This is a genomic window from Rurimicrobium arvi (assembly GCF_039540495.1).
Lineage (GTDB): Bacteria > Bacteroidota > Bacteroidia > Chitinophagales > Chitinophagaceae > Rurimicrobium > Rurimicrobium arvi.
On sequence record NZ_BAABEZ010000022.1, the window covers coordinates 1,227,269 to 1,253,325 of the forward strand.

Genomic DNA, 26,057 nt, shown 5'->3' on the forward strand with positions numbered 1-26,057 from the left:
ATCAATTGTCTTTGGAATCGCCATAAAACGCAACGTAATCTGTTCCTTCACTGGTACGCACGCCCCGGTTCATTCCTGCCGAATTGTAAGAAAAACAAAACTCGCCTATTCTATTCACCGCTATCAATCCGCCTTCTCCGCCCATTTTCACGAGTTTGTCTTTCACCACCAGGCGGCATGCGTCTGCAAGCGACAGCCCTTTGTATTCGATAAGACAGGATATATCGTGTGCCACCGCGGCCCGAAGGAAAAACTCTCCGTGTCCCGTACAGGAAATGGCGCAGGTATCATTGTTTGCATAAGTTCCGGCGCCCACTACAGGACTGTCACCGATACGACCGAACCTTTTGTTGGTCATACCTCCGGTGGAAGTACCGGCAGCAATATTGCCATACATATCACAAGCCGCGGCACCCACCGTCCCAAACTTATGATCGGGATTGGGAGCCACTCCTTTCAGATTATCTGCTTTATGATCGAGCTGATAAAAATTACTGTCACGAATCTCTATCCATTGCTCATAGCGTTCTTTATTGAAAAAATATTCATCGGGAGCGGTTTCTATTCCCTGCTGCAACGCAAACTCTCCTGCGCCGGAACCGCTGAGAAATACGTGTCCGGAATGGCAACGGACTTCATCTGCAAGCCGGATAGGATTTTTAATATGGCGAACACCCGCTACTGCACCTGCGCTCAGATCCTTTCCATCCATGATGCATGCATCCATCTCATGCAAGCCTTTCTTGGTGAACACCGCCCCGCGTCCCGCATTGAACAAAGGATTATCCTCCATTGCCGCGATAGCAGCCTTCACAGCATCTATGGAAGTTCCGCCCTGCTGCAGTATCCCGTAACCTTTGTCCAGTGCAAACCGGAGTCCGTCTGTATAATCAGTTTCCTGCTGTTCCGTGAGCATCCCTTTGTAGATATTACCGGCGCCACCATGTATGATGAGAGTCAATTTTTGCATTATCGGCATTGATTTAAGCTGTAAAGATAGACGATTTATTGCACGAGCAAACCGAACAACCGCTCGTGCGTGCGCATCCAGTTGAAGTCGGTGATCTGTACTGAAAACGTAACACTTTTCAGTAAACGGTCTTTAGGGAAAACGCTCTTAAGATAATCCTGGTAGTCGCTGCTGAGCAATAACGGCATATAGACGTGTACCAGATTGCGGATCAGATGGAGTTCTAGTCCGGACTGAAAAGAAACGGCATTCCCTGCAGGATTCAGACGTTTCGCATCAGCGGTTGTCTGTACGTCAAGATACACTCGTAACGGAAGTTTGCCCAAGGGCAGGTCTGAACTGAGATTTAACGCAAGCAGCCAATTCCCCGAACGGCCCAGGGGATTAATGTACTGGTTGGTGGGCGTCTTGGCCCCGCCTTCTTTTTCATACAATTGTGCGGCGCTGAAACCGCTTATTTCTGAGCGGCCGGTGAACAATGCGTCATACAGGTAATCATTTTTTCCGGTGAATGTGCTATTGAGCCAATAGCGGGAATTTGAACTGGTGTTTTGCAGATCTAAGAACTTACCCGCATAGGCTCTCAGATAAAGCGACTTATGGGGTAAATCGTAATCGATGCGTTTACGCGCTTCAAGTCCTAACTTAACAAAAGTCGCTCCCAGCTCCGCCTGCATGGCATAACCGTAGGGGTGGAAAGTCTGCCGGTTCTGATAAGCATATTTCACTAAAAAATAATTGTTTGACTGCCCGACCAGATAAGGCCGGTACAAACTATCGGCGGGACTAAGACTGTATCCGAAACCCTGCTCATAAACATGGTAGTGCCTGAACAGGACATGTTGATGAACGGGCGAGACCAGATCCTTGTTACGGAATACGATTTCCAGTGCGGAGGCTTCTTTAAAATAACGGGCAAAGAGCGGGTCTTTTATATTCAGATCGCTTTTATCCCGGCTGAACGTTTTCAGATCTGTTTGCAGAAGGATTTCCTTCAGAAATGATTTTCGGGGATACCAGGAATAAGATAGTCCCGCTACTCCGTTCATCCTTTCGGAACCCATACTGAACACCGGTGCAATAATAAATTGAAACCGGCTGAGCGGAAAGCTGAGATTATGCAGCATGATACCGACGGACCGGCCGTCGTAAATATTGTACAGGGGAACCGGTGCCGCAAAAATACGATACGCGGGTGTGCGCTGCAGTCCGAAACCCGGCCCGATGGATACACCCTTTCGACGAAACAGTCTGTTGAAGACACTATTATCCCTTAAGGAATAATCCGTACATGCGCCAGCGATCGACGCATACTTCCAGGAAGTTACGGAATCGACGGTCAGCGTGGTGTCACTATGCGCCGGAAACAGAACTGCTTTTTGCACTAATAACCCGGATTCCCCAATCTGCAACAGCGCTGTTGTAGCGATATCAGATTTGTTTTGCAGGCGCACCTGTACCCCATGATTGATAGAGCGTGCAGAACGGATGCTGAGTTTAAGCGGCTGATCGGACGCAAGTGATGCATGCAGCCAAGACGACGAAAAGCCCTTCGCCGCAAAGTGGCGTGCGAAAATAGTATCGAAGTCTGCGGGGTACGGATGCCGGAATCGGAAGGAACGGTAATATTCCCGGAACATACTGTCAACTTCCTCCGTTCCGTTACATGCGGCAACGCTTTCAAATAAAAGAGGGACTTTTGCGTAGATATCTCCGCCGTAATTGACGTAGCGGTATTCCGGGGCAGGAAGACCGGCAGGCTGATCTTCCTGTACGGACTGCAGGTAAAACGGGATCACATCGTCGATACCGGGTCCGGAGCGCAGGCTATGCTGTTGCTGCCATAGCCTTTGTGTCAATCGCTCGTAATAACTATTCATGCCTTCGTCCATCCAGGGGAAAGAACGCTCATCGGAAGCCAGCGTACCGTAAAACCAGTTATGGCCTACCTCATGAAAAATTACTTCGGAAAGCGCGGATACTGCGGACCGGTCGATCAGTGCCACGCCGGGATACTCCATCCCGCCACCGGCCAGGAGATCTCCCTCCACCACACTAAGCGACGGATATGGATAAGGCCCCACGCGTGTGCCATATTGTTCGAGCGCGAAACGTACCATTTGCGGTGCATCCTTCCATTGACGGCGATGAGCAGGCAGGCAGGCTGTGTATATCTTAACGGGTCCCGCAGCTGCCGGGCCTTCATATGATGTTGCACGGACGATCCAGCGTTTATCCGCAAACCAGGCAAAATCGTGGATGTTCTGTCCGGAAAAATGAACGGTTTTTGTCCCTGCCGTTTTAAGTGCAGATGCGCTTCTGTAAAAAGAATCCGTTTGTAAAGGAAGCTCGGAAAGTGAATCGAGCCAATGTCGCTCTCTTTCGTCCTGCAGCTGACCTGTAGCCAGTATCACGTAATTTTCCGGCAATGTTACCGCTACGTCATACGAGCCAAACTCACTGAAGAATTCGCCCTGATCGAGGTAATGAAGCGGATGCCAGCCCCGGCTGTCATAGACGGCCGGTTTGGGGAACCATTGACTGATAAAGTAAGCATTGCCTGAATGTCCGAGGCGGGAAAACTGGCGTGGTATCTTTACGCGAAAAGGTGTTTCAATGACCATACTGTCACCCGGTGGCAGAGGACGATTCAGTTCCAGCTGAATAATATCTGAGGCTTCTTCGAAAGGCTTGTAGTCGATTAACAGTCCTTCAGAGCGGAATCTCAGGCTGTCTATCCATCCGCGCTCCGATTCCTTTGCATAATAAAAATCTGTTTTGCCGCGCTGAATCATTTCGTCGCAGAAGGCAGTCCGGTCATTTTTATATGCGTTCGGCCACAGATGGAAGATCAGGGTATGCAGTGTATCGGGTGACTGATTCACATATTTCAGGGATTCGAATCCATGGAGCATATGCGCCTGATCGTCCAGTAATACATTTATGGAAACATCCGTACGCTGTTGCCAGTAAGCCAGCACACATGTTGTTTGCGCCAGCAGGAAACAGCACAATAAAAGTGTGGCATTCCGGATCATTGATGAAAGGAATAAGGAAAGCCGGTGTGCCGGAATACAAAATAACGGGGATTCAGCTTTTCATACGGGAACGTCTCCCAGGTGGTACGCAAACAGGTGTTGCAGTAAAGCCCATCGTCAAATTCTCCATCACGCTCCTGTATGATCGCAGAATAGGTTTGTCCTTCCTCCACGGTAGACAGTAACCATACCTCGAAGCTTGCACCCCAGAACATAAATAATTTGTCCTGCGGAGCATTTTCTTTACGTATGATCCACTTGTCGCTCCTCTCGCTTTTCATACGGCCGATCAGACCTTCGATCCAATCGACCCGTTCCGTGAAAATGAAATGGTGCCGGTATACACCCAGCAAACTGGTTGCTATGGCGAAAGGCAAAAAAAGTGATCGTAGCCTTGTGATACGCATACCGGGAAGCATATCCCATACAAAAGGGAATACCACAAATACACAGATGCCCATGTAGTGGTTCTCCACATAGAACTGATCTGTTCCGCCGGGAGCTGTAATATTATTCAGCAGTACATAACCGATAAAAGCGCAGGCGAGGAAAGCTGCATGCCACTTTTTTCCGTTTTTCAGATAGAACCATAATGCCCCGAAGAACAGTATGCCCACCCAGTAATAATCCCGTACCAGGAAACCCAGAAAATCCCTGTTGGCACGTAAGTCGAGGTAGGGAAACAGTTTAAGTCCGCTCTTAAACGCACTTGAAGCATTCGCGTCATTAGGACTGATGAACACAAAAGTTTTGATCGCAAATAATACCAGAAAGACGGCAGACTCAAACAACAGCATGCGCCGGAATGCCGGATAACGAACGATAAAAAACAGGTAAATAAAACCTGCGGAAAACAGCATCAGCGGATGTGAAAAGACAGAAAAAACCAGGCACACCAGCATCAGCAGCCGGTGCAGCAGATTCAATCGCTTTCCTTGCTCGACATACCGCAGCACAAAAGCGAGATAAATAAACAGGAACGCATAGCCCTGAATGATATCCGAAAGACACCAGAAGAAAGAGGCTGTCGTCATGAGGAAACTCAGCAAAAGGTAGGCTAATCCCAGTCTGTAATTACGGAACACCAGTGTCAGGGTCCAGAAACATAACAGGTAAAGAACAGGAAAACTTGCCGAATACAACTGCGCTACAACAGACAACGGTGCGCCCCAGCGTGAGGGCCAGAGTATGAAACTCTGTGTGAAATACGCGACAAAACGTGAGCTCTGAATTGCGTATTCATTTCTCGCCAGGATGTGGAACAAATGGTATGCCGCATCTGTGAAAGCCATGCGTTCTTTCCAATAAAACAATGAACCCAGCACCATCAGCAGAAAACCGATGGTGCCTGTCCAGAAGATCAGCTTTTTAGGCAGCTTTGCTGTTTCCAATTATCGCTCCCCGTTTATTTGCCGGCCCAAACCTGAGCCAGATGAACACAAATAGACACAGCAGCGTTCATATCCTGAACGCTTACATATTCCTGCTTAGAGTGAATACCCATTTCTCCGGTAAAAATATTCGGGCAGGGCATTCCCATAAAAGAAAGACGGGAACCGTCGGTACCACCGCGGATACTGATGCGTTCGCAAGGCACACCCGCGCGGCGGTAGGCCTCTTCGGCATTTGCCATCACTTCAGGATACTGCACCAGTATTTCCGCCATATTGCGGTATTGCTCTTTCACCGTAAACTCAAAGGAAGAACCGGGGAAGGATGCGACGGCCGCTGCTGCAAGCGACTTAAGGCGTTCCTCATGCACTTGCAACTGAGCCGTGTTAAAATCACGCACAATAAACGTAGCACTTGCACGCTCCAGTTCTCCCTGCAGGCTTACCGGATGAACAAAGCCTTCATCACCGGAAGTGGTTTCCGGGCACCATTCATTTCTGGGAAGCATATCCAGGAAAGCTGCCGCCACCTTCATTGCGTTCACCATTTTCCCTTTTGCATATCCCGGGTGTGCACTTACACCATGGAATGTAACCACAGCAGCATCTGCACTGAAATTCTCTCCTTCGAGATGGCCGCGTTCCCCTCCGTCTAAGGTATATCCGAAACGGGCATCCAGCTTTTTCATATCAACGGCGTTTACACCCCTGCCTACTTCTTCATCCGGAGTAAACAGAATGCGGATCTTACCATGCGGAATCTCCGGATGTTGCATCAGGTAAGCGGCGAGATCCATAATGATTGCTACGCCTGCTTTATCATCCGCACCGAGCAATGTTTTGCCTGAAGCAGTAATGATATCGTCACCGATACGTTTCAGCAGATAAGGGTGCTCCTGTGTAGTGATCACCACTGAAGTATCATCGGGCAATACAATATCCGAACCATCATAATTACGGTGCAGGATCGGACGAACATCTTTGCCGGAACAATCCGGTGCTGTATCCACATGGGAACAGAAACAGATGGTCGGTATGTCGCCATCCGTGGTAGCCGGTATGGTTGCGTATACATAGCCATGTTCATCCAGGTGTGCATCGGTGATGCTCAATGCATGCAATTCCTCCACCAGCATACGGCTCAGATCCTTCTGCTTTTCGGTACTGGGCTGTGTGGAAGACGAGGGGTCACTTTGTGTATCGATCTGCACATAACGCATCAGGCGCTCGGCAGTAGTGTGTTCATAATTCTGTATTGACATAATATGCTGTATAATTATCTTTAAATCAGGCATCGAGATCCGCCTTTCTTACTTCTGTCCAGTTTGTGTTACTGTAACTGTCCCAGAACAGCCACAGCAGTACCCCGGAAAGAACGAGGAAAAGCCAGCGAAGCCATACGAAAGGCGTATGTGCTGCCCAGTAATGCCCGAATCCGAATGCAAAAGGCACGATCATCACGAACAGGGTTTTCAGGAAACGGTTGCCCTTTTCATTCATCTGCTCGGCAGAGGAAAAAGGCAGCCTGCGGTAGGCAACGCGTGAAATGAGTAATCCGAACACCGTAATATTTACAAATGCCAATGCTATATCCACCAGCTTTCCCATGCCCCACACATATAACACGAATGCACTCACGATAATGAAGATCGGCACAAAATATTTAACCCATATTCCCTTGAATGCGCCGGCCATCACCGCTCCCGGCTTCTCCACAGGCGCGCTGTAATAAATCCATGAAGCTTTGTACTGCTCACTGAACACAGTCATGGCCAGCAATTGCATTACAATGAAAGAGGTCATGTACAGAAGCGTGATATAATTATAGGTCCCCGGCATTTTTTCCCATATCTCATTCAGCGGTATCTTGCTCTGGGTAGTAATAAAGAAAAAATATACCGGCACATAAGCGAAGGTCGGATAGACGCGCATTTTGAAATTGCGGCTCCTGTCGGTCTGCAGCCAGGCAATGCTGAAACCCGCTTTGGATAACGGATTCTTATTCAACTTATCGGCCAGCAACAGGTATAACTTATTTTTACCAGACGGAGAAATGCGTTGCCCTTCCGTAACCATTGGCTTTGCCTGCTGCGGCTTCGTCTCCGCAACGGTATCAATCAAAGCAATGCGGGAGGCAAAGCTTGGAGAAAGATATTTTATGGTAAGCCAGATCAGGATCAGCGGCCCGACCACAGCAAGGATACTGACCCAGCGCAGCGCCGCTGTACCGGGAGCGACCCAGCTGTAAGACGCTGCAAGCCAGAAACTCGGAGTAAACTTCGCCCAGGGATAATTGGTATATTTCAGCAGACTGAAACTTTCCGTTGCCGTAACCCGGGGCATAATATACGCCATCGCGAAAAAGCCAACGGAGAACGCGATCTGAAAATAGTTGATCACATCTTTGAACTTTTCAGGCTTCACCCATTTCAGCAGCAGCAGGTAAGCTCCGTTTACGAGAAACAGCGCAATCAGGGTAAGCATCGTTACACCAAACGGGAACCACAATGCAGCCTTCCATCCTTTATCAAGACCCATTACGACCCACCCCGCAAGCGACATCGGCAATACGATACGCATCAGATAGATGAGCATGTGCAGCATACGTGAGAGCAGCAACGTGCGTTCGTTCACAGGTCTCGGCAAAAGAATAGTCTTGTCACGGGTATCGAAAAGTACGGTGGAAAAATCGCTGATGAGCATGATGCTCAGCATCACGATAAACAAGGAAAAATACAGCCAGAGCCCCATGTAGGTATCTTCGATCATCATCGGGAAAATATACATCATCCCAAAAATGGCCGACAAAAAAACACTCAGCGCACTCATGAAGCGCGCGGGCTTTTTACGTTTAGCCGCTCCCCGCCCAAATGCGAGCGGACGGCGGTCGTCTAACTTCAGGCGGACGTTCAAAATAGCACGAAGCTGCGGAATATCCGCGCCTAAAGGCTTCCACAGCCCTTTAGGCAACATGATCAGAAACAGAAAAAATCGATTCATATGCGGGCGGATTAATCGTGTAAAGCCTGAGCAATAGAACCTGCAGAGCGATTCAGATCACCGGTGCTGGTCTTTTCTGCAAAAATTGATTCGAGCGATTGGTTCCCTCCCTCACGTAGCGCTTCAATCGTGTCGTTTGCGATAATGGTGCCCTTATCGATCAGCACAATACGGTCAGACACTTTTTCCACAACGTCCATCATATGCGAACAATAGAAAATCGTCTTCCCGTCCTGCTTCAGCATCTGCAGCAACTCCTTCACCACAATCACCGCATTCGCATCCAACCCGCTCATGGGCTCGTCCAATATCACAATAGAAGGATTGTGAATGATACCCGCGGTAAGCAATACTTTCTGACGCATACCCTTTGAAAAGCTGTCCATGCGCTGGTCAAAATTTTCCAGGATACCGAATGAATCAAGTATCCGTTTTGCACGCTCGGTAACCACATCGTCCTGCATATTATACAGCGCACCAATGAAGTGCAGATATTCGTTTGGTGTCAGCAGATCATAGAGATCGGCCAGTTCAGGCACATATCCGATCAGCTGCTTTACGCCCAGCAGATTTTCCCTGATGTCGCGTCCATTCACCATAACCGTGCCGGTATAATCCTGTATCACACCGGTGAGAATTTTCACAGTGGTGGATTTTCCCGCACCGTTCGGACCGATATACCCGATAATCTGACCGGGCATGATATCCAGATTTACGTTCTTCAGTACTTCTTTTTCTCCGTACTGCTTGGAAACGCCTTTTAATTGAATGATAGGTTCCATGAATGGGTTCTTTTATTAGTTATAAACGGGTAAGCAAAATCTGAATAATTCCGATCACCAATCCGAGCACCGCACCGATCAGTTCAACAAAACGGAATTCTTTGCTCATAATTGCCACAAGGAGTTCTTCCAGTTTATCAGAAGAAAAACCTTCCACCTTTTCCACGACCATACGTTCGATATCGATAGAAGTACTCAGGTTTGCAGCATAGCGCTCCATCAGTTGCGGCAGCAATAAATCGATTTCTTCAATAAGACCTTCCTTTATAGGAGTGAGCGTGGACGGGCCTATAAACATAGAGAGCACCGGCAGTTTCTCTGCCAGCTTATGCTGCAGAAAGTTATCGATATGCTCGCTGATGAAAGGCTTTACTTTTTCCAGATGTACCGGATCGGCAATACGTTTGGCGATGTCGTTGAAATGCAGCAGTTCAGACGCAACCACTGCTCCCAGCTTGCGCGCAAATTGCTGCTGGCGCTTGGGAAAGATTCCGTGAAAGGTCACTCCCAATATACGCTTCGGCTGTTTCGGATGGAACAGCATTTTTATAGCTATCCAGTTCGTAAACCATCCGATAAAAGCAGAGATAAGCGGTAATAAAATCAAATTGGCAGTTCCCATAAATCAAATCATTTTCAGCGTACAGACTTCCAGCATCCGTCACGCAGACTCTCAAGTGCAGCAAGCGCCGTGCTGCTTGTGTTGTAAATACTTTCAAAAGGGATAAGCGCTGTTCCTCCTTTTTTGATTCTTTCCGCTATTGCGGCAAATTGAGCCGCATGGCCTTTATCCTGTCCGGCAGCAAAGGAAGGTGTACGTTTAAAACCATATGCCTTCATGCTCTTCCAGTTATCGATCACGATTGTCTTGCCCGATCCGTACAGCTCAATGCGTTCCTTCCCGTAAGCAGGATTTCCGTTTGTAAAGTAGTTGATCACTGCACAGCAACCATTGTCCATCCGAAGCAGCATACTTACATTTTCCTCATCTGAAGAAGATGTCTGTGCACAAACGGAGTGTACCTGAGCTCCGGCAAAAAAAGCAGCCAGATCAATAAAATGGCAGACCTCTCCTATCAACCTGCCCCCGCTCGCGGCTCTGTCACTGAGCCAGTTCGCCGAAGTGATTGCACCTGCATTTACCGTAATATTTATGTTCCTGTCGCCATCGCCCATCAGTCGCTTTGCCTGAACGGCATACGGAGCATGGCGTCTGTTGAAGCCTACGTCCAGCACTTTACCCGCCTTCCTGTATGCAGCGGTTATTGCCTCAAGTTCTTCACTGTTAATCGCCAGCGGCTTTTCAACAAAGACATTTTTACCAGCCTGTAGTGATTCGATTACCAGAGTGGCATGGGTATTATGCGGCGTGGCAATGAATACAGTATCTACCTTGTCATGTTCGAATATATGCCTGGTGTAAGACGTAGCTGCCGCTATACCGAATTTCTTTGCGCTTTGAGCGGCTGAAAGTCCGTGTTCGCTGGCTATCATCTCCACACGCAGATGATGCTTCTGCAAAGCCGGCAATATCACCCTCGTGCAGAAGTTACCAGCTCCTATTACCGCAACAGCCTCACCGGAGCCGGCTCTGGCAGAGGGGCATCTGACGATATCACTTACAGAAACATCTTCGGGATAGGCAAAAAGCGTAGCAATCCCGTCGCCGCTACCCAATGCCTCATATACTTCTTTATATTCAGAAAATGGCCTGATTACCACATCTGTCTCCGAAGGAGATAATTGTCCGGCTGCCATAGCCTGCAATACGGCCTCCATATTTCTCCGGGCCGTCCAACGGACAAATGCTTCAGGGTAATCAGTTGTTCCGGATTCATATTCATAATCGTAACGCCCCGGTCCATAAGCGCTGCTCACCTGAAAGCTAAGCTCCTTTTTATAGAAATCGTTACGGGCAAACTGCGTATTAACCACTCCTGTAAGTACGATCCGTCCGCGTTTCCGGCACATGTCTGCGCTGTCGGAAAGGATCTCGTCATCTTTTGCAGACGCGGTGATCAGAACGGCGTCTGCTTCTTTGTTATCATTCAGACTTTTTACAAAAGATGCAGCGCGACTGCCATCTGCATTACAAACAACCGCAATGCCCCATTTACGGGCAAGCGCACATCTCTGCGCATCCGGATCAACTCCTGTAACACGACAACCGTTTGCTTTGAGCAATTGCACCGCAAGCTGACCGATAAGTCCCAATCCGTATACGACCACGTGCTCTCCGAAAGCCGGGTTGATCAGCCGGATACCCTGCAACGCAATAGCGCCGATCACCGTAAAAGCCGCATCATTGTCGGAAACAGAATCGGGCACCGATGCACACAGATTCCGGGAAACGCAGACGACTTCCGCATGAGCGCCATTCGAGGCTACCCTGTCCCCGATCTTTAATCCGGTGACCTCATTACCTAAAGCGACAACAACCCCTACAGAGGAGTTGCCGAGCGGTATTTCTTTATTGATTTTATTCTGAACAGCGTCCAGCGTGGCCATCCAGCCGTCTGTACGCACCTTGCGCATCACCTCCTGTACACGTTCCGGTTGCTGACGTACTTTACCCAGCCAGCCTGCCTTTCCGAAATCCAACAGCATGCGTTCGGTCCCCGAAGACACAAGACTCCGCGTATTGCGTACCACTACCTGACCCGGACCCGGAACAGGCATCGGCACTTCTATCACTGAAGTCTCACCGCTGTTTAGATTCTGAATGATCTGCTTCATAAACTTCGACCCCGGAAACCCGCACCATCGGGTTTTACTGAGTTACCTCCGTTTCCGGCTTTTTCTTTCCGAAGAACATTTTAAATAACACCGGCGCTGTTGTCACGACAATCAGTCCGATTACGATTTTTTCAAAGTTCATTTTCACCCAGGGAATTTCTCCGAGGAAAAATCCGGAAAGCACCATACTTGCCACCCACAGGAAGCTGCCAACAATGTTATAGCTCAGGAATTTTTTCCGGTCCATACCCACCACTCCCGCAACGATAGGTGCAAAAGTGCGTACAATCGGCAGGAAACGGGCAAGGATGATAGCGGCCCCGCCACGCTTTTCATAAAAGTCGTGTGCGTCTTTAATATGCTTTTTCTTAAACAGCCAGGTATCCTTCCGTTCATAGATCAGCGGGCCGGTTTTACAACCGAACCAGTAGCCGACCATATTCCCGATCACCCCGGACAGGGCAATAAGCGAAATCCAGTAAGCGAGATTCGCAAAGCTATTACCAAAAGGAGACGAAGAGTTTGCGATCATCAACCCGGTAACAAACAAAAGAGAATCTCCCGGCAGGAAGAAACCAACGAATAATCCGGTTTCGGCAAAGATGATCAGTGCCACAAGGTACAAGCCGCCGTATAATTCAACAAGATGCGCCAGTTTTTCGGCGTTCATGAGTTCTTTCAGCAGCTCAACAAAATTTGACATAAAAGTGGATTGGGTGTATTGTTCAGATGGCGAATTTAGGCAAATCCCCTTAAGAAATGCCCGCAGCAATACATATATAACGATTGTATCGCTACTGAATCACAACCAGGCGCCGCTGATGCTGTTCGTCCAGCTCCAGATCCAGCACATAGGTGCCTGCCGGCAGCGATCTCAGAGATACCTGCTGCTCGCTGATCCATTTGTCGGCAACAAGCTGCTGCTGCGCCGCCAAACGGCCGGCCATATCAAAGAGCTGTACTCCCAGCGGTGTTCCGGCCGCTGCATTCCAACGGATTGTCAGCTGGTGATCTGTCGACGGAACCGGATATACGTCCAGAATGCCCTTTGCGTCTTCCCAGTACACCACGCGCGCAGGTGTATAAAACGACTTCCCGTTTTTTGCCGTACCCAGAATCCGGTAGCTCACAGAGTCCCCATATTTCAGGAAAACCTCATCTATGGTTTGATAGTTTAAAGACCCTCCCGCCGCCTGCTCCAGCACTGTCCGGAAATGCACACCGTCGAAAGACCGCTCCAGCAGATACGATTGCATATCCGGATCGACCGGACAAGTCCAGGCTACCTGCACAGAATACGGTCCGTACCGGAGGGCATTCAGATCCACATAATCCGAGTTCAGCAGCAGATTACCGGTGATACCACCGTCATTCAGCCAGAATTCCCCATCGGGTATGGCAGCACATTCTGCATAATAGCCTTTATCATAGGGTACCCATTTTATCTGAGGCCACTTCAGATAGCTCGCAACCCCTTCTTTATTATTGGCAAGGAGGCTGTCATTGCTGCCGGGGCTCCCGAAATGTGTAATACCCATACGGTAGATATCCGGAGGGCGGGTACAGTCTTTGCAGGAACTATCTGTCCAGAGTGGTATCAGCGCACTGTCTTCCAGGTACAACCGGATCAGTGATTTTTCCGCAGGCACAGGACTTGCCTGTAAGCGCCAGCTGACCGGCACTGTGTACTGCCTCCTGAAACCGTCGGAAACAACAGGTTGCCGGTAGACGGCAGCGTCTGAAGAAAGGTTGCTGCCTGTGGTGTTCACAGAGGCAAGAATCAGCGTATCGGACAATAACGGAATCCATACGCCGGGGACTGTTACACTTACGGAACTCTTTACATAATCTTTTTCCCGCACAGATACGGTGCGACCATCCCGATCGTAGATATGAATATCATCAATAGCCGCACCCTGCAGCACTTTCGCTTTATCACTTACAAAAACAAAACGCAGCTTAAGCCAGGCTGCCCGCGGCAATTCTATACTTGCGGCGTGCCAGCGCTGCCAGGAGCCGGACCAGTTGTTGCCGTATTTATTGTACCAGTTGGTACCCTCCCCGCGCCTGCCCAGTAAATTCCAGCTACGTCCCCGATCCGTGGAATATTCCATATAGAGATAATCGCAGGGTTCCGGATCGCAGTTTTCCATCTCGAACGCGAGACTGAAGCTGAGCATAGGTGCTGCCATAGTAGCGGTGCTGAGACAAGGAGAAACGAGATAAGAATGTTCGGAGATATTGTATCCACCGCGCAGATTGGTTTTCCAGGCAACCGATCCGGAAGCGGCATTATTGATTGTGGCCGACTGAGGTGTGCCCATTATCCAGCTGGCATTGACACCATCGACATACCAACTGCTGTCCTTTTGCTCAAATTGCTGTAGTGAAGGATATTGGTCGATGGAAGACGATATATGGAAACGCAGGGTGAGCGTATCATTCTCCGGATGATCATCTCCGGGCATGTGCACCCAGACTTTCAGTTCATGAAAACCTTTACCCAGTCCCGACAGAACAGAAACGAAGCCGTAATCCAGACTATCGTCTGGCGGAATATCGCCGCTCAGCATTTCGTTTACTGCCGCATTATTGTCGACTATATATCCGAGACTAACTGAAGTTGCCGGCGTCTTTGTACCATTCCGCAGCCGCACCCTGAGTGTCTGCGGAACGTCTGAGCAAAGCTCGGGGTCCGGATTAATAATACTTACAAGACTGATTTCTTTCAGCACCTGATACAGGCGGACATTATCAATACTCAACCCTGCCGCGCCATTATCATCTGTAATCACTGTGGTATCCGACTGTACAAAGCGGATCTGCGTGGAAGCGGAAAAATTCTGACCGTTGCGCCGGAAAATATCACGCAATGAAAGCGTGCCGGAAGACTGTAATCCCCTGGCGGCCTTTAAGCGCAGGACTGTCAGCCAGCGGTCCTGATCTGAGCCACGCACCTGTACAGCATTACTGTCGGTGATGATTGGATTGCCCCGAAGCACATAATCAAAATCAAAGCGGACTTCGTCTGCAGCCGTATCATAAGCGCCCAGATTGAAGGTGCCTGTAAAAGCGTTAAATACACTGTCTTTGTTGAGTAATACGTCAAGGCTTGCAGAGGCTATCCCGGTACTGAAAGCCGCAACAGGTACACGACTGAAAAAACGTCCTGTGTCATTGCTGTTCGCAAAATCCCAGTAACCCGGGAAGTCTACACCCGTCCGATCGCTTGTCAGCTGAAGATCCGGAAAATCTTCAAAATCCTCTAAGAAAGGGTCCGTCAGGAGAATGGTATCATTTGCGATCAGGCGTACAGAGCTGCGCGCAGTGTCATTTACCCGTACGGGATCAAGAATATCCTTATCCTGCACCGTCATCACAATGGAATAAGAACCCACGGCACTCATATCCACCGTATCAACATCCTGAACAGCCAGCACGCCGGCCCCTATACTGAAGCCGTCCACGACCTTCCATCCGGTGCCGTTAATATTATAGCGGATGCGATAATTATGCGGAACCTTATCCAGATTCCGGATCCTCGCACGCAACCATGTTGCAGTGGACAAGGCCGATGCGGTATACCTGCGTCCGGACACCGGAGCAGCAATAGCCTCAATAGCAAGATCTCCCGGAGCGGCGCTCAGGCAGGCACCGCTGTTGGGCCGGCGCAGCAGGCCTTTTGCACGATAGCCATTCAATCCCCCAAGCGAAGGCACAACGGAAAAACAATATTCGGAATCGACGAAAAGGCCGTTGAATGTGTAAGTCGTATCTGTTCCCATTACAGAATCCGCAACTATATAATCTGAACCCTGCTTCTGCAGGAGATAATACATATCTGTATTGGGAATGGCAGACCATTGCAACGAGACAGAGCCGGGGCACTGATCAGCCGAAAGGGACAATATGGGTTGCACGTTGATTGCAAAGGGTCCGGTCTCATCCACCATTGTACCCTGGGTAATGCGCATTTTACAATTACCGGAATTGATGGCCGGCACCGCCCACTTGTACATCCGAACACTGCTCACAATCGTCGCAATCGTAGTCCATACAGCGCCACCATCCTGTGAAAAAGAAAGGGTAACCGGAACAGACGAATCTGCGGTTCCGGACCAATAGATGTACATATCTGAAGATGCAGGAGCCGCGACACCGGTAACAGGGTACAGTAATTTAATTTCCGAAGGGACAATATCATACACCAGGTAAAAACGCTGCGTACGCATCGGCACAGCGAAGGGGCTTACGACAGCTTCATAGTCACCGGGAACAGGATTATCAATAACCACCTGCTCCACATTATTCAGATGATCTGCCTTCTCCACGGCAATATCCGACACATGCACCGGATCCGGATTGAGCACAAGCGGACGATGCACCACGCCGGACAAGTCTTCGACCGTAAGGTCCAGATCATTCACCAGTTGCGTGGCAGCACTCATGGAAGCCGCGGAATCGTGATAATACAACAATACCTTCAGCTGAGCTGCGGCGAAAGGAACATGAATGTTGATCCTGACCGGCGCGGCCGTATTGCTGATCAGATCACTGTAGATGTGATTACTGTCGATGATGGCCAATGATCTGCGGGCATTCAGCAATCCGAATCCGAACCAGAAATCCGGTCCTTTTCGCCCTATATCCGTAGCGCCATTGATCGCAATAGCTTTGAGCAGCGCACCCGGAGGCGTAGCGGACTTCAGCTGACGATAGCGCTCGGTAAGCAGTGCAAGTATGCCGGTGGCCTGCGGACAGGAAAGACTGGTACCTGATTCATACATGTAAGTATTATCCGGTATCGGCACATAAATATTCTGCCCCGGCGCCGTGACTTCCGGCTTCAGACGCCCGTCTTTTACCGGGCCACGGGAAGAACTGTTTGCCAGTACCAGCTCCCGTGTACACGAGCCGACCGTAAGAATATTTTTCGAGGTCTGGTAGCCACCGGAAATAGTGTAATACCCGGCGGGGTAAGGATTACACGTAGTCGCACCATCATTCGAAGCAGCAAATACATCCAACTGAGCGGGATTCTCCAGCGCAAGCTTATCCAGATTTGCAGACAATACATCATACACTCCCGAATAGCTGCACAGATCCGTTCTGTCTGCGCGGTAAGAGTTATTGGTGAGTGTCATGTTGTAACGGTTGTAAAACGCGGTTTTCAACAATAAAGCATCGTCGAAATACGTACTCACAAAACGGCTGTGCGTTGCAATACCCTGACCCGCGGGATCAATGATTCCCAGTCCGCCCATCAGACCGTTCACCAGTACTCCGTGGTTGGTTTTGTAACCGTAATTATGGTTGATCACACGGTCCCGCTGATCTATATGATAGATACCGGAACAGTTATCGCCGTGACCGATCGTCACGCCATCGCCGGTAAGCCCCCATCCGCCCAGAGCAGGTGGTGCAGCAACCAGCGCAACACCCATTGACATTTTACTGTCCTGATCCAGCGGCCGGATAGTAATTGCAGGCTGAACCCATTGCACGCCATACCATTGTGCTGCTTCGGGTAGCTTATTTGCCGGAATTTGTATTTCATAAATATTCCGGCTTTCCCATTTTTGCTTGTTTACCTCCGCGCCATTCGCTGTTATCCAATCCTGCACCAGCTCCGGAGTAACTGAAGAAAAAAAGGATACCCATACGGTAAGGGGCGTTACGCTTGCGAGCCGCTCATTCAATGAAACATCTATCTTAAATTCCGGCCGGAGCAGGGCAATACCATCAAATGCCGCAGGAAGAAAGGAAAGTGACGCAGGAACCAATGCTGTATACACAGAATCGCCCACATACTCTTTTACGAAGATATCAGCAGCCGGTAACATATCCAGCTCCGCATCCGACAACAGGTGACGCGCATGCAGGAGTACACTCAGCGTATCTGTGGCAGTGTACTGCAGATTCCTTTTCCAGGAAATAACATCACCGGTAAACGAAACAACATTGTTATTGATACGGTAAGCCCGGACAGGCAGACAAAAAATCAGCAATAAAAAAGTAAAGCAGCATATGCGCCGGAGAGCTTTCGGAAATTTCATGTGAAAACCGGGTGAGAACACTGAACTGTTATTCCGAAAGGTACGAAAACTATAGCTACATATGACTAAGATGTATGATCGATGATGATGAACCAGCGACGATGTATTTTATGGAACAGCAGCGAAAAATAGCCGCCTGCATCTCCGACGCTACGGCGCAGTTGCCACCTGCCGATGACCATCGCATACTTCCGGCCCAGTTTCCTGACGGTCACGATATCGAATTGCAACTGACCCATATGCGCTGTGTCGGGGTAAGACTTCAGGTAATTGCTGAGCGTGGTCGCATACCCATATTGCGGACCCTTCTTACCCATGAACATCATGCTGTCACTTTCCCAGTAGCCTTGCATAAAAGCCGGAATATCCCCGCGATTCCAGGCGGACTGCTGCCTGGACAACACAGCGCGGATGGCCGTTTCGTCATGCCTTCCTGCCTGTGCAGCAACAGAGATCAGGGAAGCGAGTATTATGAAAAGGAAACGGAAGCGTATCATAGCTTATTTCTTTTTCCGCTTTTTCGTTTTTTCCTCGCGCTCATCTTCATCGATAAGCAATTGCCAGTTGGTATTCGGAATATCTTCCGTAAAGGTGATCGTACTTACATAGTCTTCCTTATCGATATTCATTACGGCAACGGGCTTCGATATGAATTCCTCAATAGCCGTAAGCAGCGGCTTTTCTTCCGGCGCGCAGAAGGAAACGGCTATACCACGTGCGGTACCGCGCCCTGTACGCCCCACCCTGTGCACATAATTCTCCGGCACGTCGGGGAGGTCGTAATTCACCACATAGTCAACACCCGGGATATCAATACCTCTTGCGCTCACGTCGGTGGCTATGAGTATTTTCACTTCGCCGTCGCGGAAGCGACGCATCACCTTCAGGCGGTCGGTCTGCTCTTTGTCCCCGTGCATCGTCAAGGTCTCAATACCCACACGCGCCATTGCGGCAAAAACCCTTTCTGCACGTACTTTGGTACGCACAAATACAAGGATCTTACTTTCCGGATATTCTTTAATCAACCGTTCCAGGAAAAAACGTTTATCATCCATAGGAATGTAAGCCACAGAATGCTGTACATTTTTAGCAACCGGATCTTTAGGGGATATCTGGATACGGATCGCGTCGCGCACAAGCGAATAGGCAAGAGCCTTGATCTTTTCGTCGATTGTGGCAGAGAAAAACAGCGTCTGGTGCCGCGCCGGTAAATATGACTGGATATCGCGTATATCTTTGATAAAGCCCAAATCCAGCATATGGTCTGCTTCATCCAGGATCAGTATATCCACACGACTGAGGTCAATAATACCACGGCTGCACAGATCAAACATCCTTCCCGGGGTGGCCACCAGTATATCAATACCCTTTTCCAGTTTTTTTATCTGAGGCTCTTCGGCGACGCCGCCCACAAGCCCCAGTATCTGCAAAGGAGTATGCCTGCCGATTTCTTTAAATACGCCGGCAATCTGCAGCGCCAGCTCACGCGTAGGCACCATTACCAGGCATTTCACCTGCTTCCGCACATTAAAGCGGTCACGCCGTAGCAGCACATGCAAAACCGGGATAGCAAAAGCTGCAGTCTTTCCGGTGCCTGTCTGCGCTATGGCCAGAACGTCATCGCCTTTCAAAATGGAGGGTATCGCTTTGTACTGTATATCAGTCGGTTTACGAAAACCCAATTCGTCCAGGCTTTGCTTGATCAGGGGTGAAATATTGTATTGTTCAAACTTCATATAATGATACAAAATTAACTAATTAGCCGATGCGGAACGGAAGCAAATGAAAAAAGGGCCTGCATCTGCGTCACTTTTGCAAAAAAAATGCAGGCATTCTCGGCTTTGACGTATTTTTGGCGCTATGCCATTATTAAAATTCCGCATTTACTGGGAAGAGGACGATCTCATCTACAGAGACATTGATATTTTGTCTTCCCAGACTTTTATGGATTTCCATCAGGCCATTCTGAAAGCCTATGATTTTGATGGAAAGCACAGTGCGCGCTTTTTTGAAAGCAATGACCGCTGGGAGCGCCTGCGCATTTTTTCTTCGGAAGTACTGTCGAATAAAAAAGGAGCAGCAGAGCTTTCGATGGTGAAAACTCCGGTATCCGCCTTGGTTTCCGTACCCGATCAGAAATTTATCTATGAATACGACCCTGCGAAAAAATGGACTTTTCTCGTAGAGCTGATCGGCGTATCAAATGATGTGGACCCCAAACGCAGCTATCCCACATGCACACGCAAGGAAGGGATGGCACCTATGCAATACAAGCCGGGCGGTGGCTCCGGCATGCTGATGGAGATTGAGGAAAAGTATGACCTGGGAGAAGATGAAATGGCTGAAGGCTTTGGCAGTGAAGGCGATAGTGAAGAGGGAGGAAGCGAAGAATCCTACAGCGAGAGCGATTTTTAAACATTGCAGGTCATAATTTACCGGTAGCGTGTTGCGATGCAGCATTTTACCGTAATTTTGCCCAAAATTTTACGAACACCTTCTTAATACATCAATAAACAAGACGATGAAGATATTAGTTTGTATCAGTCCTGTACCGGACACAACTACAAAAATTGCGTTCACCGACAACAATACCCAATTCAATACACAGGGTGTTACTATGGTGATCAATCCTTACGACGAGTGGTATGCTTTGGTGCGTGCGCTGGAACTGAAAGAATCGGGCGCTGCAACGGCTGTGCACCTCGTAACTGTTGGAAAAGCTGATGCTGAAGCGGTTATCCGTAAAGCCCTGGCACTGGGCGGAGACGAAGCCATCCGTATTGACACTGACTCCAACGATCCTTATGCAATCGCAGCACAGATTGCCGCTTATGCAAAAGCAGAGCAGTACGACCTGGTGCTTTGCGGTAAGGAAACGATCGATTACAATAATGGCGCCGTAGGTGCTATGCTTGCCGACCAGCTCGATTATAATTATATCGGATTTGCAACCAAGCTGGAAGCAGCCGGAGGATCCGCAACCGTTACCAGAGAGATCGAGGGCGGAGAAGAAGTGGATACCTGTCCGCTGCCTTTAGTGGTAAGCTGCCAGAAAGGTATGGCTGAAGCACGTATCCCGAATATGCGCGGTATTATGGCTGCCCGTACGAAACCATTGAAAGTGGTGGCTCCCGCAACCGTGGACACCCTCACGCAGATCGTTTCTTATGAAATGCCTCCGGCAAAAACAGGCGTAAAGATGTTCACAATCGATCAGATGGACGAACTGGTTGCCGCCCTGCACAACGAAGCAAAAGTTATCTAATATTTTCAAACACTCTTTTTCAATATAAATCATGAGCGTTTTAGTTCTCGTAGAAAATATCGAAGGCTCTTTTAAAAAGAAGTCTTTTGAACTGGTTCAGTATGCCGCGGCTGTAGCTTCCAAAATGGGTGCTCAGGCAACTGCATTGGTACTGGGTACCTGCAGTAACGATGCAATGGCTGCTTTGGGTGCCTATGGTGCTGCTAAAGTGCTGCATGTTTCCGATGCACGCCTGGATAAATTAAGCGCGCGCGCTTATACAAAAGCGGTGGTTGCCGCAGCAGGACATACTGCAGCAAAAGTAATTGTCGCATCACACGATGTGGTTGGTAAAACAGTCGCACCTCAGGTGGCATCCCGACTGAAAGCAGGTCTGGCAGCAGGAGCTGTATCTTACCCGGATACCTCCAACGGTTTTGTGATCAAAAGAAATGTATTTGCCGGCAAAGCTTTTGCGTTTGTAAATATCACCTCAGACATCAAAGTGGTAACCCTGCTCGCAAATTCTTTCCAGGTGGCGAAAGCTGAAGGAAGTTGCCCTGTTGAAGCACTTTCCGTTACATTCGACGATAAAGACTTTGCTGTTCAGGTAAAAGAAGTGAACAAAGTAAGCGGTTCTGTTCCCTTGAGCGAAGCAGAACTGGTGGTAAGCGGCGGACGCGGCTTGAAAGGTCCTGAAAACTGGGGAGTGATTGAAGACCTTGCTGCCACACTGGGTGCGGCTACAGCATGTTCCCGCCCGGTTGCCGACTCACACTGGCGTCCGCATCACGAGCACGTAGGTCAGACCGGCGGAACGATTCGTCCAAACCTGTACATCGCGATCGGAATTTCCGGTGCTATCCAGCATCTGGCAGGTGTAAACGGTTCTAAGACCATCGTGGTGATCAATAAAGATCCGGAAGCGCCTTTCTTCAAAGCCGCAGATTACGGCGTGGTGGGAGATGCGCTGGAGGTAACACCCAAACTGAATGAAGCACTGAAGAAATTCAAGGCTACACAACACTAATTAAACATTCTTTGTTATAAAAAGAGCCGGATCACAAGTCCTGCTCTTTTTTATTGCAACATATATTCAAAGCATATAACTTGCAGTAGTGAAAAAACTCGGCTTATTCATCCGGGCATTTTTTAGCCATACCCTGTTCCTGATCAATCTCGGAGTGGCGGCTTGGTTATTGCTATGCCGCTATGCATCCACTACAGACCCTGCAGATGTGCGGTACCTGGGCATTATAAGCCTGAGCACAGTATTCGCTCTGATCGTCAATGCGCTCTTCTTCGTCGTCTGGTTATTCAGTCGTAAAAAATGGCGCAGTCTTTTGTCACTTGCCGTTCTGGGCATTTGCTTCCGCATGATCCCTGCCGTATTCGGACTGAATTATTTTGAACAGAACAATATGCTGCCACAGCTGGGCGGATTAAAAGTCCTCACCTGGAACGTGCATGGACTGGGCCTGTACGATCGACCGGTGGATAAGAGAAGACCGGAAAAAATGTTTGCGCTTATCGAAGAGCAGCAGCCTGATGTACTCTGCATGCTGGAATTCTATACCAATAACGACGGCAGCAACCCGAAGGCGCGTAAATATTTCGAGCATGCAGGATACAAAGAGTACCGCTTTATGTACGACAATGATCTGGGTGCAAAGATCTTTATAGGCAATGCGATATTCTCTAAATATCCGCTTTCCAATTTTAAAGAAACACTGATCGACGAATACATTAAACTCATGCAGTGCGATGTACAGCTTCCGCATGGCCAGCAGGTAAGATTATTCGTCGTACACCTTCAGTCATTTCTGTTAGCCGACAAAGAAAAGGCAATGCTTGAGGAAGCTCAGAAAAGTGCCAAGAAGCTGGAAAAACAAAAAGCGTACACACATACTTTCCTGGAAAAACTGAATCGTGCGTATCAGAAAAGAGCACCGCAGGCAATTCTCACAAGGGCAGAAATCGACAAAAGCCCCTACCCTGTGGTATTGTGTGCCGACCTGAACGATGTTCCATGCTCCTATACCTACACCACAATCAGGGGTGGACTTGCGGACGCCTTTGCGCAAAAAGGAAAAGGGCTGGGAAGAACCTATAACATGATCTCCCCAACCCTCAGGATTGATTATATCTTTTACAGCGATTCGGCACTGAAGCTCATCGGCTATCAATCCCTGAAAACGCCGCAGTTTTCCGACCACAACCCCGTGATCGCCAACTTCGTGCTGAAATAACCGTTACTGAGCGCCGGATTTCTTTTGTATAAAGATATCAAATGATCCGCCCAGCCGGAATGCAGTATAATGAATCGGGAAACTCACATTCTGTGTTACTACTCCCCCAAGATCCAGCTGATAGTCTGCCTTGGAATAACGGTATACCGCTTCTCCCCATACCGCCCATCTACGTGCTATACGGCAACCAACGGCAATCTGTGCGCCCACCATTGCCTTTAAAGATCCGGAAGACCCATTACTGCCTGCTGTTGCGAGTCCGCCTAACTGAGGCACATTGATACCGGCAAGCGACAGCAATGTACTGTACTGGCCGGGAACATCAAATACGCCTATACCTTCTCCCTGCGTGCTTTTTGTAAGAAAAATACCTGCTGCAACGCCCGGCTCTATAAAAATCCGCTTCCAGACCGGAATGCGGTACTGCACAAAAGCGTGCGGCGTCCAGTATCTGCCGGTTGTATACACCGTACCGTCAAGTGTAATCGATGTGATCGGCGTTATCGTGGCATCATGCTGATTCTGGAAATTGCCCGTTTCCAATCCGACCCCCAGGCCGAGGTTGCCCATACGGTATCCGGTTTTAAGGAACGAGGAATAAGTAAGTTTCTTATCGCCTTTATAGGATCCGCTGCTGATGAGCGTGGAACTGTACTCAGAATGATGAGCACCGGTATGCAGTGTATAGCCACCACCTGCGGCAACGAAAACTGACTGATTCTGTGCAGTTACAACAGTAGGAAGCAATGCGCAAACAGCGTAAAATAAACGTTTCAAGGTTGTTGTTTTAGTTCCGGCAAAAATAGTGTGTGCACAGAATATTCTTATCTTAAATACATTTTTTAGTTTTGCGCAAAATTTAAAGCGACCACACATACCTCTGGATGAAAAACCTCTCTGCATTTGAAAAGAAAATCCTGTTACTGGGACTTATTGCGCATATCATTGCAGCCTGGTTTTCGATCGGCTTCCACCATCCGGATGAACATTATCAGATAGTTGAATTTGCGAATTATAAGCTCGGGTCCCCTTTAACACCACTTAGCAAGCTTGCGTGGGAGTATCCTGCCCAAATAAGGCCCGGATTACAGCCCTATATGGCTTATATCGCATTGAAAGCATATTACGCTGCCGGATTCAGCGATCCGTACAATTTTGCTTTCCTGCTTCGACTTATCAGTGGTCTGGCAGGCTTCCTTACCGCATTTGCGTTTCACAAAGCAATGGCGCCGCAGCTGAAAAGCGATCTGATGCGCCGCGTGCATCTTGTTCTTTCGGTACTGGGCTGGGGACTTGTTTATATACATGTCCGCTTTTCTTCTGAAAACTGGGCAGCAATGGCTTTTGCCTGGGCACTGATCTTCCTCTGGGATGAAAAAAACAGAAACCGTTACCTGCTGTTCGGCTTTATGGGGGGACTGTCCATGGTATTCCGTTTCCAGGCAATCTTCATGCTGGGCGGAGCGGGACTCTGGATGCTCTTTTCCGACAGAACGAAATTCCGCAATATCGCAAATGTATTCGCAGGGTTCCTCGTCGCTTTTGCAATAGGTCTGTGTTTTGAACGCTGGCTTTACGGCACCTGGACCGTCAGCGGATGGTCGTATGTGGAACAGAATATCTTCCACAACAAGGCGGCCTATTATGGCGTATCTCCCTGGTACTGGTACTTTACCGAAATCCTGAAAGAAGCCTTGTTCCCTTTCAGCATTATTATGCTGCTGAGCATCTTTATTGTGCCTGTAGCACGACCCAGGCACATTCTTTCCTGGATCATGCCGGTATTTTTCCTGGGCCATATGGTCGTTGCGCACAAGGAGTTCCGCTTCCTCTGGCCACTCGAATTCTTCTATCCTTTTTTTGCAATCACGACAATAGAATATCTGCACGAACGGTTTAAAAAGCACCACGAGCAAAAGGGTTATAAACGTAGTGTAAAACTGCTGCGCAATGCATTCTGGGTCGTGAACGCAGCCACACTGCTACTCATGATCACCAAACCGGCGAACGATCTGCTGGCACTGAATCAGAAAATTTTCCGCCATATCGCAAAGCCCACAATTGTAATCTATAGCAAGGAATTTAACCCTTATATAAACGGCGACACGCTTGGTGCAACGTTTTACTCCAATCCCCTCATCGAAAGCTACTGCATTGATGAGGTAATGAACGACACGAATAAACTCCGCGGAAAAAATGTATGGCTCTTCAGCGAATACCGCTATCCGTCAGAAGAATTTATTTTCCAGTACGCAGGCCCCTTCTTCGACAGTTCTAAAGCAGAGGTTATTTGGAGAAGGCTTCCTACCTGGACCTATAAACTGAACTTCAACGGCTGGGTAGACAGAAGTAATCCATATACTTTATACGAATTAAATACTTCCAAATAAACAAAGGGCGATGAGTTGAAACTCATCGCCCTTTTTCCTTAAGCCTTTCAAAAAAAGACCGGTCGCATAATCGTAAGCTTGGCGATCGCTCGTTACGCACACTACCGGGAATGTTTGATCGCCGGGACTTCCCCGACCAATTACGGTAACAATGTGCAGCCCATCCCGGACGATATCAAACGGACGGGGGGGGGGGGGGGG

The 26,057-nt window shown here is 48.8% G+C and carries 19 protein-coding genes; 5 read left to right on the forward strand and 14 right to left on the reverse strand.

The window, feature by feature from the left end; all coding sequences use genetic code 11:
- Position 1: 1 nt before the first annotated feature.
- From ABD846_RS12170 to ABD846_RS12225, 12 genes are all read right to left on the reverse strand, one after another.
- Positions 2 to 970: an isoaspartyl peptidase/L-asparaginase family protein gene (locus tag ABD846_RS12170; RefSeq protein ID WP_344827317.1), complete on the reverse strand. Its 969-nt coding sequence runs from the start codon at positions 968 to 970 to the stop codon at positions 2 to 4.
- A 35-nt stretch (positions 971 to 1,005) separates the two neighbouring features.
- Positions 1,006 to 4,008 (reverse strand): M1 family metallopeptidase, encoded by a 3,003-nt coding sequence (locus tag ABD846_RS12175; RefSeq protein WP_344827320.1) that lies wholly within the window; start codon positions 4,006 to 4,008, stop codon positions 1,006 to 1,008.
- Positions 4,005 to 5,399, reverse strand: a complete 1,395-nt coding sequence (locus ABD846_RS12180) for a hypothetical protein (RefSeq protein ID WP_344827322.1) — start codon at positions 5,397 to 5,399, stop codon at positions 4,005 to 4,007. Before ABD846_RS12180 ends, ABD846_RS12175 begins: the two co-directional genes overlap by 4 nt.
- Before the next feature lie 14 nt (positions 5,400 to 5,413).
- A complete protein-coding gene (gene pepT / locus ABD846_RS12185) occupies positions 5,414 to 6,661 on the reverse strand; it encodes a peptidase T (RefSeq protein WP_344827324.1) in 1,248 nt (415 codons plus the stop codon).
- 25 nt (positions 6,662 to 6,686) lie between these two features.
- Positions 6,687 to 8,399 (reverse strand): hypothetical protein, encoded by a 1,713-nt coding sequence (locus ABD846_RS12190; RefSeq protein ID WP_344827327.1) that lies wholly within the window; start codon positions 8,397 to 8,399, stop codon positions 6,687 to 6,689.
- An 11-nt stretch (positions 8,400 to 8,410) separates the two neighbouring features.
- Positions 8,411 to 9,181 carry an ABC transporter ATP-binding protein gene (locus ABD846_RS12195; RefSeq protein ID WP_344827330.1) on the reverse strand — a complete coding sequence of 257 codons (771 nt, stop codon included), beginning with the start codon at positions 9,179 to 9,181 and terminating at the stop codon, positions 8,411 to 8,413.
- A 19-nt stretch (positions 9,182 to 9,200) separates the two neighbouring features.
- Positions 9,201 to 9,803: a DUF445 domain-containing protein gene (locus ABD846_RS12200; protein WP_344827332.1), complete on the reverse strand. Its 603-nt coding sequence runs from the start codon at positions 9,801 to 9,803 to the stop codon at positions 9,201 to 9,203.
- A 14-nt stretch (positions 9,804 to 9,817) separates the two neighbouring features.
- Complete coding sequence (locus tag ABD846_RS12205) at positions 9,818 to 11,917, reverse strand: bi-domain-containing oxidoreductase (protein ID WP_344827334.1); 2,100 nt, start codon at positions 11,915 to 11,917, stop codon at positions 9,818 to 9,820.
- A 34-nt stretch (positions 11,918 to 11,951) separates the two neighbouring features.
- The gene (locus ABD846_RS12210; RefSeq protein WP_344827337.1) at positions 11,952 to 12,620 is read right to left on the reverse strand and encodes a DedA family protein; all 669 of its coding nucleotides are present in this window, start codon (positions 12,618 to 12,620) and stop codon (positions 11,952 to 11,954) included.
- A gap of 91 nt (positions 12,621 to 12,711) precedes the next feature.
- The gene (locus ABD846_RS12215; protein ID WP_344827340.1) at positions 12,712 to 17,973 is read right to left on the reverse strand and encodes a S8 family serine peptidase; all 5,262 of its coding nucleotides are present in this window, start codon (positions 17,971 to 17,973) and stop codon (positions 12,712 to 12,714) included.
- A gap of 65 nt (positions 17,974 to 18,038) precedes the next feature.
- Positions 18,039 to 18,470, reverse strand: a complete 432-nt coding sequence (locus ABD846_RS12220; protein ID WP_344827343.1) for a YybH family protein — start codon at positions 18,468 to 18,470, stop codon at positions 18,039 to 18,041.
- A 3-nt stretch (positions 18,471 to 18,473) separates the two neighbouring features.
- Entirely contained in the window at positions 18,474 to 19,709 is a 1,236-nt protein-coding gene (locus ABD846_RS12225) for a DEAD/DEAH box helicase (RefSeq protein ID WP_344827346.1), read from the reverse strand.
- 124 nt (positions 19,710 to 19,833) lie between these two features.
- Between ABD846_RS12225 and ABD846_RS12230 the strand changes: the two genes are divergently transcribed.
- The 4 genes from ABD846_RS12230 to ABD846_RS12245 all read left to right on the forward strand — a co-directional run bounded on the left by ABD846_RS12230 (position 19,834) and on the right by ABD846_RS12245 (position 23,466).
- Positions 19,834 to 20,388, forward strand: a complete 555-nt coding sequence (locus tag ABD846_RS12230; protein WP_344827348.1) for an IS1096 element passenger TnpR family protein — start codon at positions 19,834 to 19,836, stop codon at positions 20,386 to 20,388.
- Between the two features lie 106 nt (positions 20,389 to 20,494).
- On the forward strand, positions 20,495 to 21,238 hold the full coding sequence (locus ABD846_RS12235) for an electron transfer flavoprotein subunit beta/FixA family protein (protein WP_344827351.1): 744 nt from the start codon (positions 20,495 to 20,497) through the stop codon (positions 21,236 to 21,238).
- A gap of 31 nt (positions 21,239 to 21,269) precedes the next feature.
- Positions 21,270 to 22,247: an electron transfer flavoprotein subunit alpha/FixB family protein gene (locus tag ABD846_RS12240; protein WP_344827354.1), complete on the forward strand. Its 978-nt coding sequence runs from the start codon at positions 21,270 to 21,272 to the stop codon at positions 22,245 to 22,247.
- Positions 22,248 to 22,335: 88 nt separating this feature from the next.
- On the forward strand, positions 22,336 to 23,466 hold the full coding sequence (locus ABD846_RS12245; RefSeq protein WP_344827356.1) for an endonuclease/exonuclease/phosphatase family protein: 1,131 nt from the start codon (positions 22,336 to 22,338) through the stop codon (positions 23,464 to 23,466).
- A gap of 3 nt (positions 23,467 to 23,469) precedes the next feature.
- On the opposite strand, the gene ABD846_RS12250 is transcribed toward ABD846_RS12245, so the two are convergent.
- Positions 23,470 to 24,243 (reverse strand): hypothetical protein, encoded by a 774-nt coding sequence (locus ABD846_RS12250; RefSeq protein ID WP_344827359.1) that lies wholly within the window; start codon positions 24,241 to 24,243, stop codon positions 23,470 to 23,472.
- A gap of 107 nt (positions 24,244 to 24,350) precedes the next feature.
- Here ABD846_RS12250 and ABD846_RS12255 point away from each other — a divergent pair, with 107 nt between their 5' ends.
- Positions 24,351 to 25,856, forward strand: a complete 1,506-nt coding sequence (locus ABD846_RS12255) for a glycosyltransferase family protein (protein ID WP_344827362.1) — start codon at positions 24,351 to 24,353, stop codon at positions 25,854 to 25,856.
- Here the strand turns inward: ABD846_RS12255 and ABD846_RS12260 are convergent.
- A partial coding sequence (locus tag ABD846_RS12260) for a hypothetical protein (protein WP_344827364.1) occupies positions 25,839 to 26,057 on the reverse strand: 219 nt, incomplete at its 5' end. The two genes, ABD846_RS12255 and ABD846_RS12260, sit on opposite strands and share 18 nt — an antisense overlap.

What these genes read in the sequence shown, in the direction of transcription:
- ABD846_RS12230 (WP_344827348.1), top strand. Translation starts at nt 19,834, where the DNA reads ATGCCATTATTAAAATTCCGCATTTACTGGGAAGAGGACGATCTCATC.
- ABD846_RS12215 (WP_344827340.1), bottom strand. Translation starts at nt 17,973, where the DNA reads ATGAAATTTCCGAAAGCTCTCCGGCGCATATGCTGCTTTACTTTTTTA.
- ABD846_RS12235 (WP_344827351.1), top strand. Translation starts at nt 20,495, where the DNA reads ATGAAGATATTAGTTTGTATCAGTCCTGTACCGGACACAACTACAAAA.
- ABD846_RS12175 (WP_344827320.1), bottom strand. Translation starts at nt 4,008, where the DNA reads ATGATCCGGAATGCCACACTTTTATTGTGCTGTTTCCTGCTGGCGCAA.
- pepT (WP_344827324.1), bottom strand. Translation starts at nt 6,661, where the DNA reads ATGTCAATACAGAATTATGAACACACTACTGCCGAGCGCCTGATGCGT.
- ABD846_RS12200 (WP_344827332.1), bottom strand. Translation starts at nt 9,803, where the DNA reads ATGGGAACTGCCAATTTGATTTTATTACCGCTTATCTCTGCTTTTATC.
- ABD846_RS12255 (WP_344827362.1), top strand. Translation starts at nt 24,351, where the DNA reads ATGAAAAACCTCTCTGCATTTGAAAAGAAAATCCTGTTACTGGGACTT.
- ABD846_RS12170 (WP_344827317.1), bottom strand. Translation starts at nt 970, where the DNA reads ATGCAAAAATTGACTCTCATCATACATGGTGGCGCCGGTAATATCTAC.
- ABD846_RS12190 (WP_344827327.1), bottom strand. Translation starts at nt 8,399, where the DNA reads ATGAATCGATTTTTTCTGTTTCTGATCATGTTGCCTAAAGGGCTGTGG.
- ABD846_RS12225 (WP_344827346.1), bottom strand. Translation starts at nt 19,709, where the DNA reads ATGAAGTTTGAACAATACAATATTTCACCCCTGATCAAGCAAAGCCTG.
- ABD846_RS12210 (WP_344827337.1), bottom strand. Translation starts at nt 12,620, where the DNA reads ATGTCAAATTTTGTTGAGCTGCTGAAAGAACTCATGAACGCCGAAAAA.
- ABD846_RS12195 (WP_344827330.1), bottom strand. Translation starts at nt 9,181, where the DNA reads ATGGAACCTATCATTCAATTAAAAGGCGTTTCCAAGCAGTACGGAGAA.
- ABD846_RS12240 (WP_344827354.1), top strand. Translation starts at nt 21,270, where the DNA reads ATGAGCGTTTTAGTTCTCGTAGAAAATATCGAAGGCTCTTTTAAAAAG.
- ABD846_RS12205 (WP_344827334.1), bottom strand. Translation starts at nt 11,917, where the DNA reads ATGAAGCAGATCATTCAGAATCTAAACAGCGGTGAGACTTCAGTGATA.
- ABD846_RS12220 (WP_344827343.1), bottom strand. Translation starts at nt 18,470, where the DNA reads ATGATACGCTTCCGTTTCCTTTTCATAATACTCGCTTCCCTGATCTCT.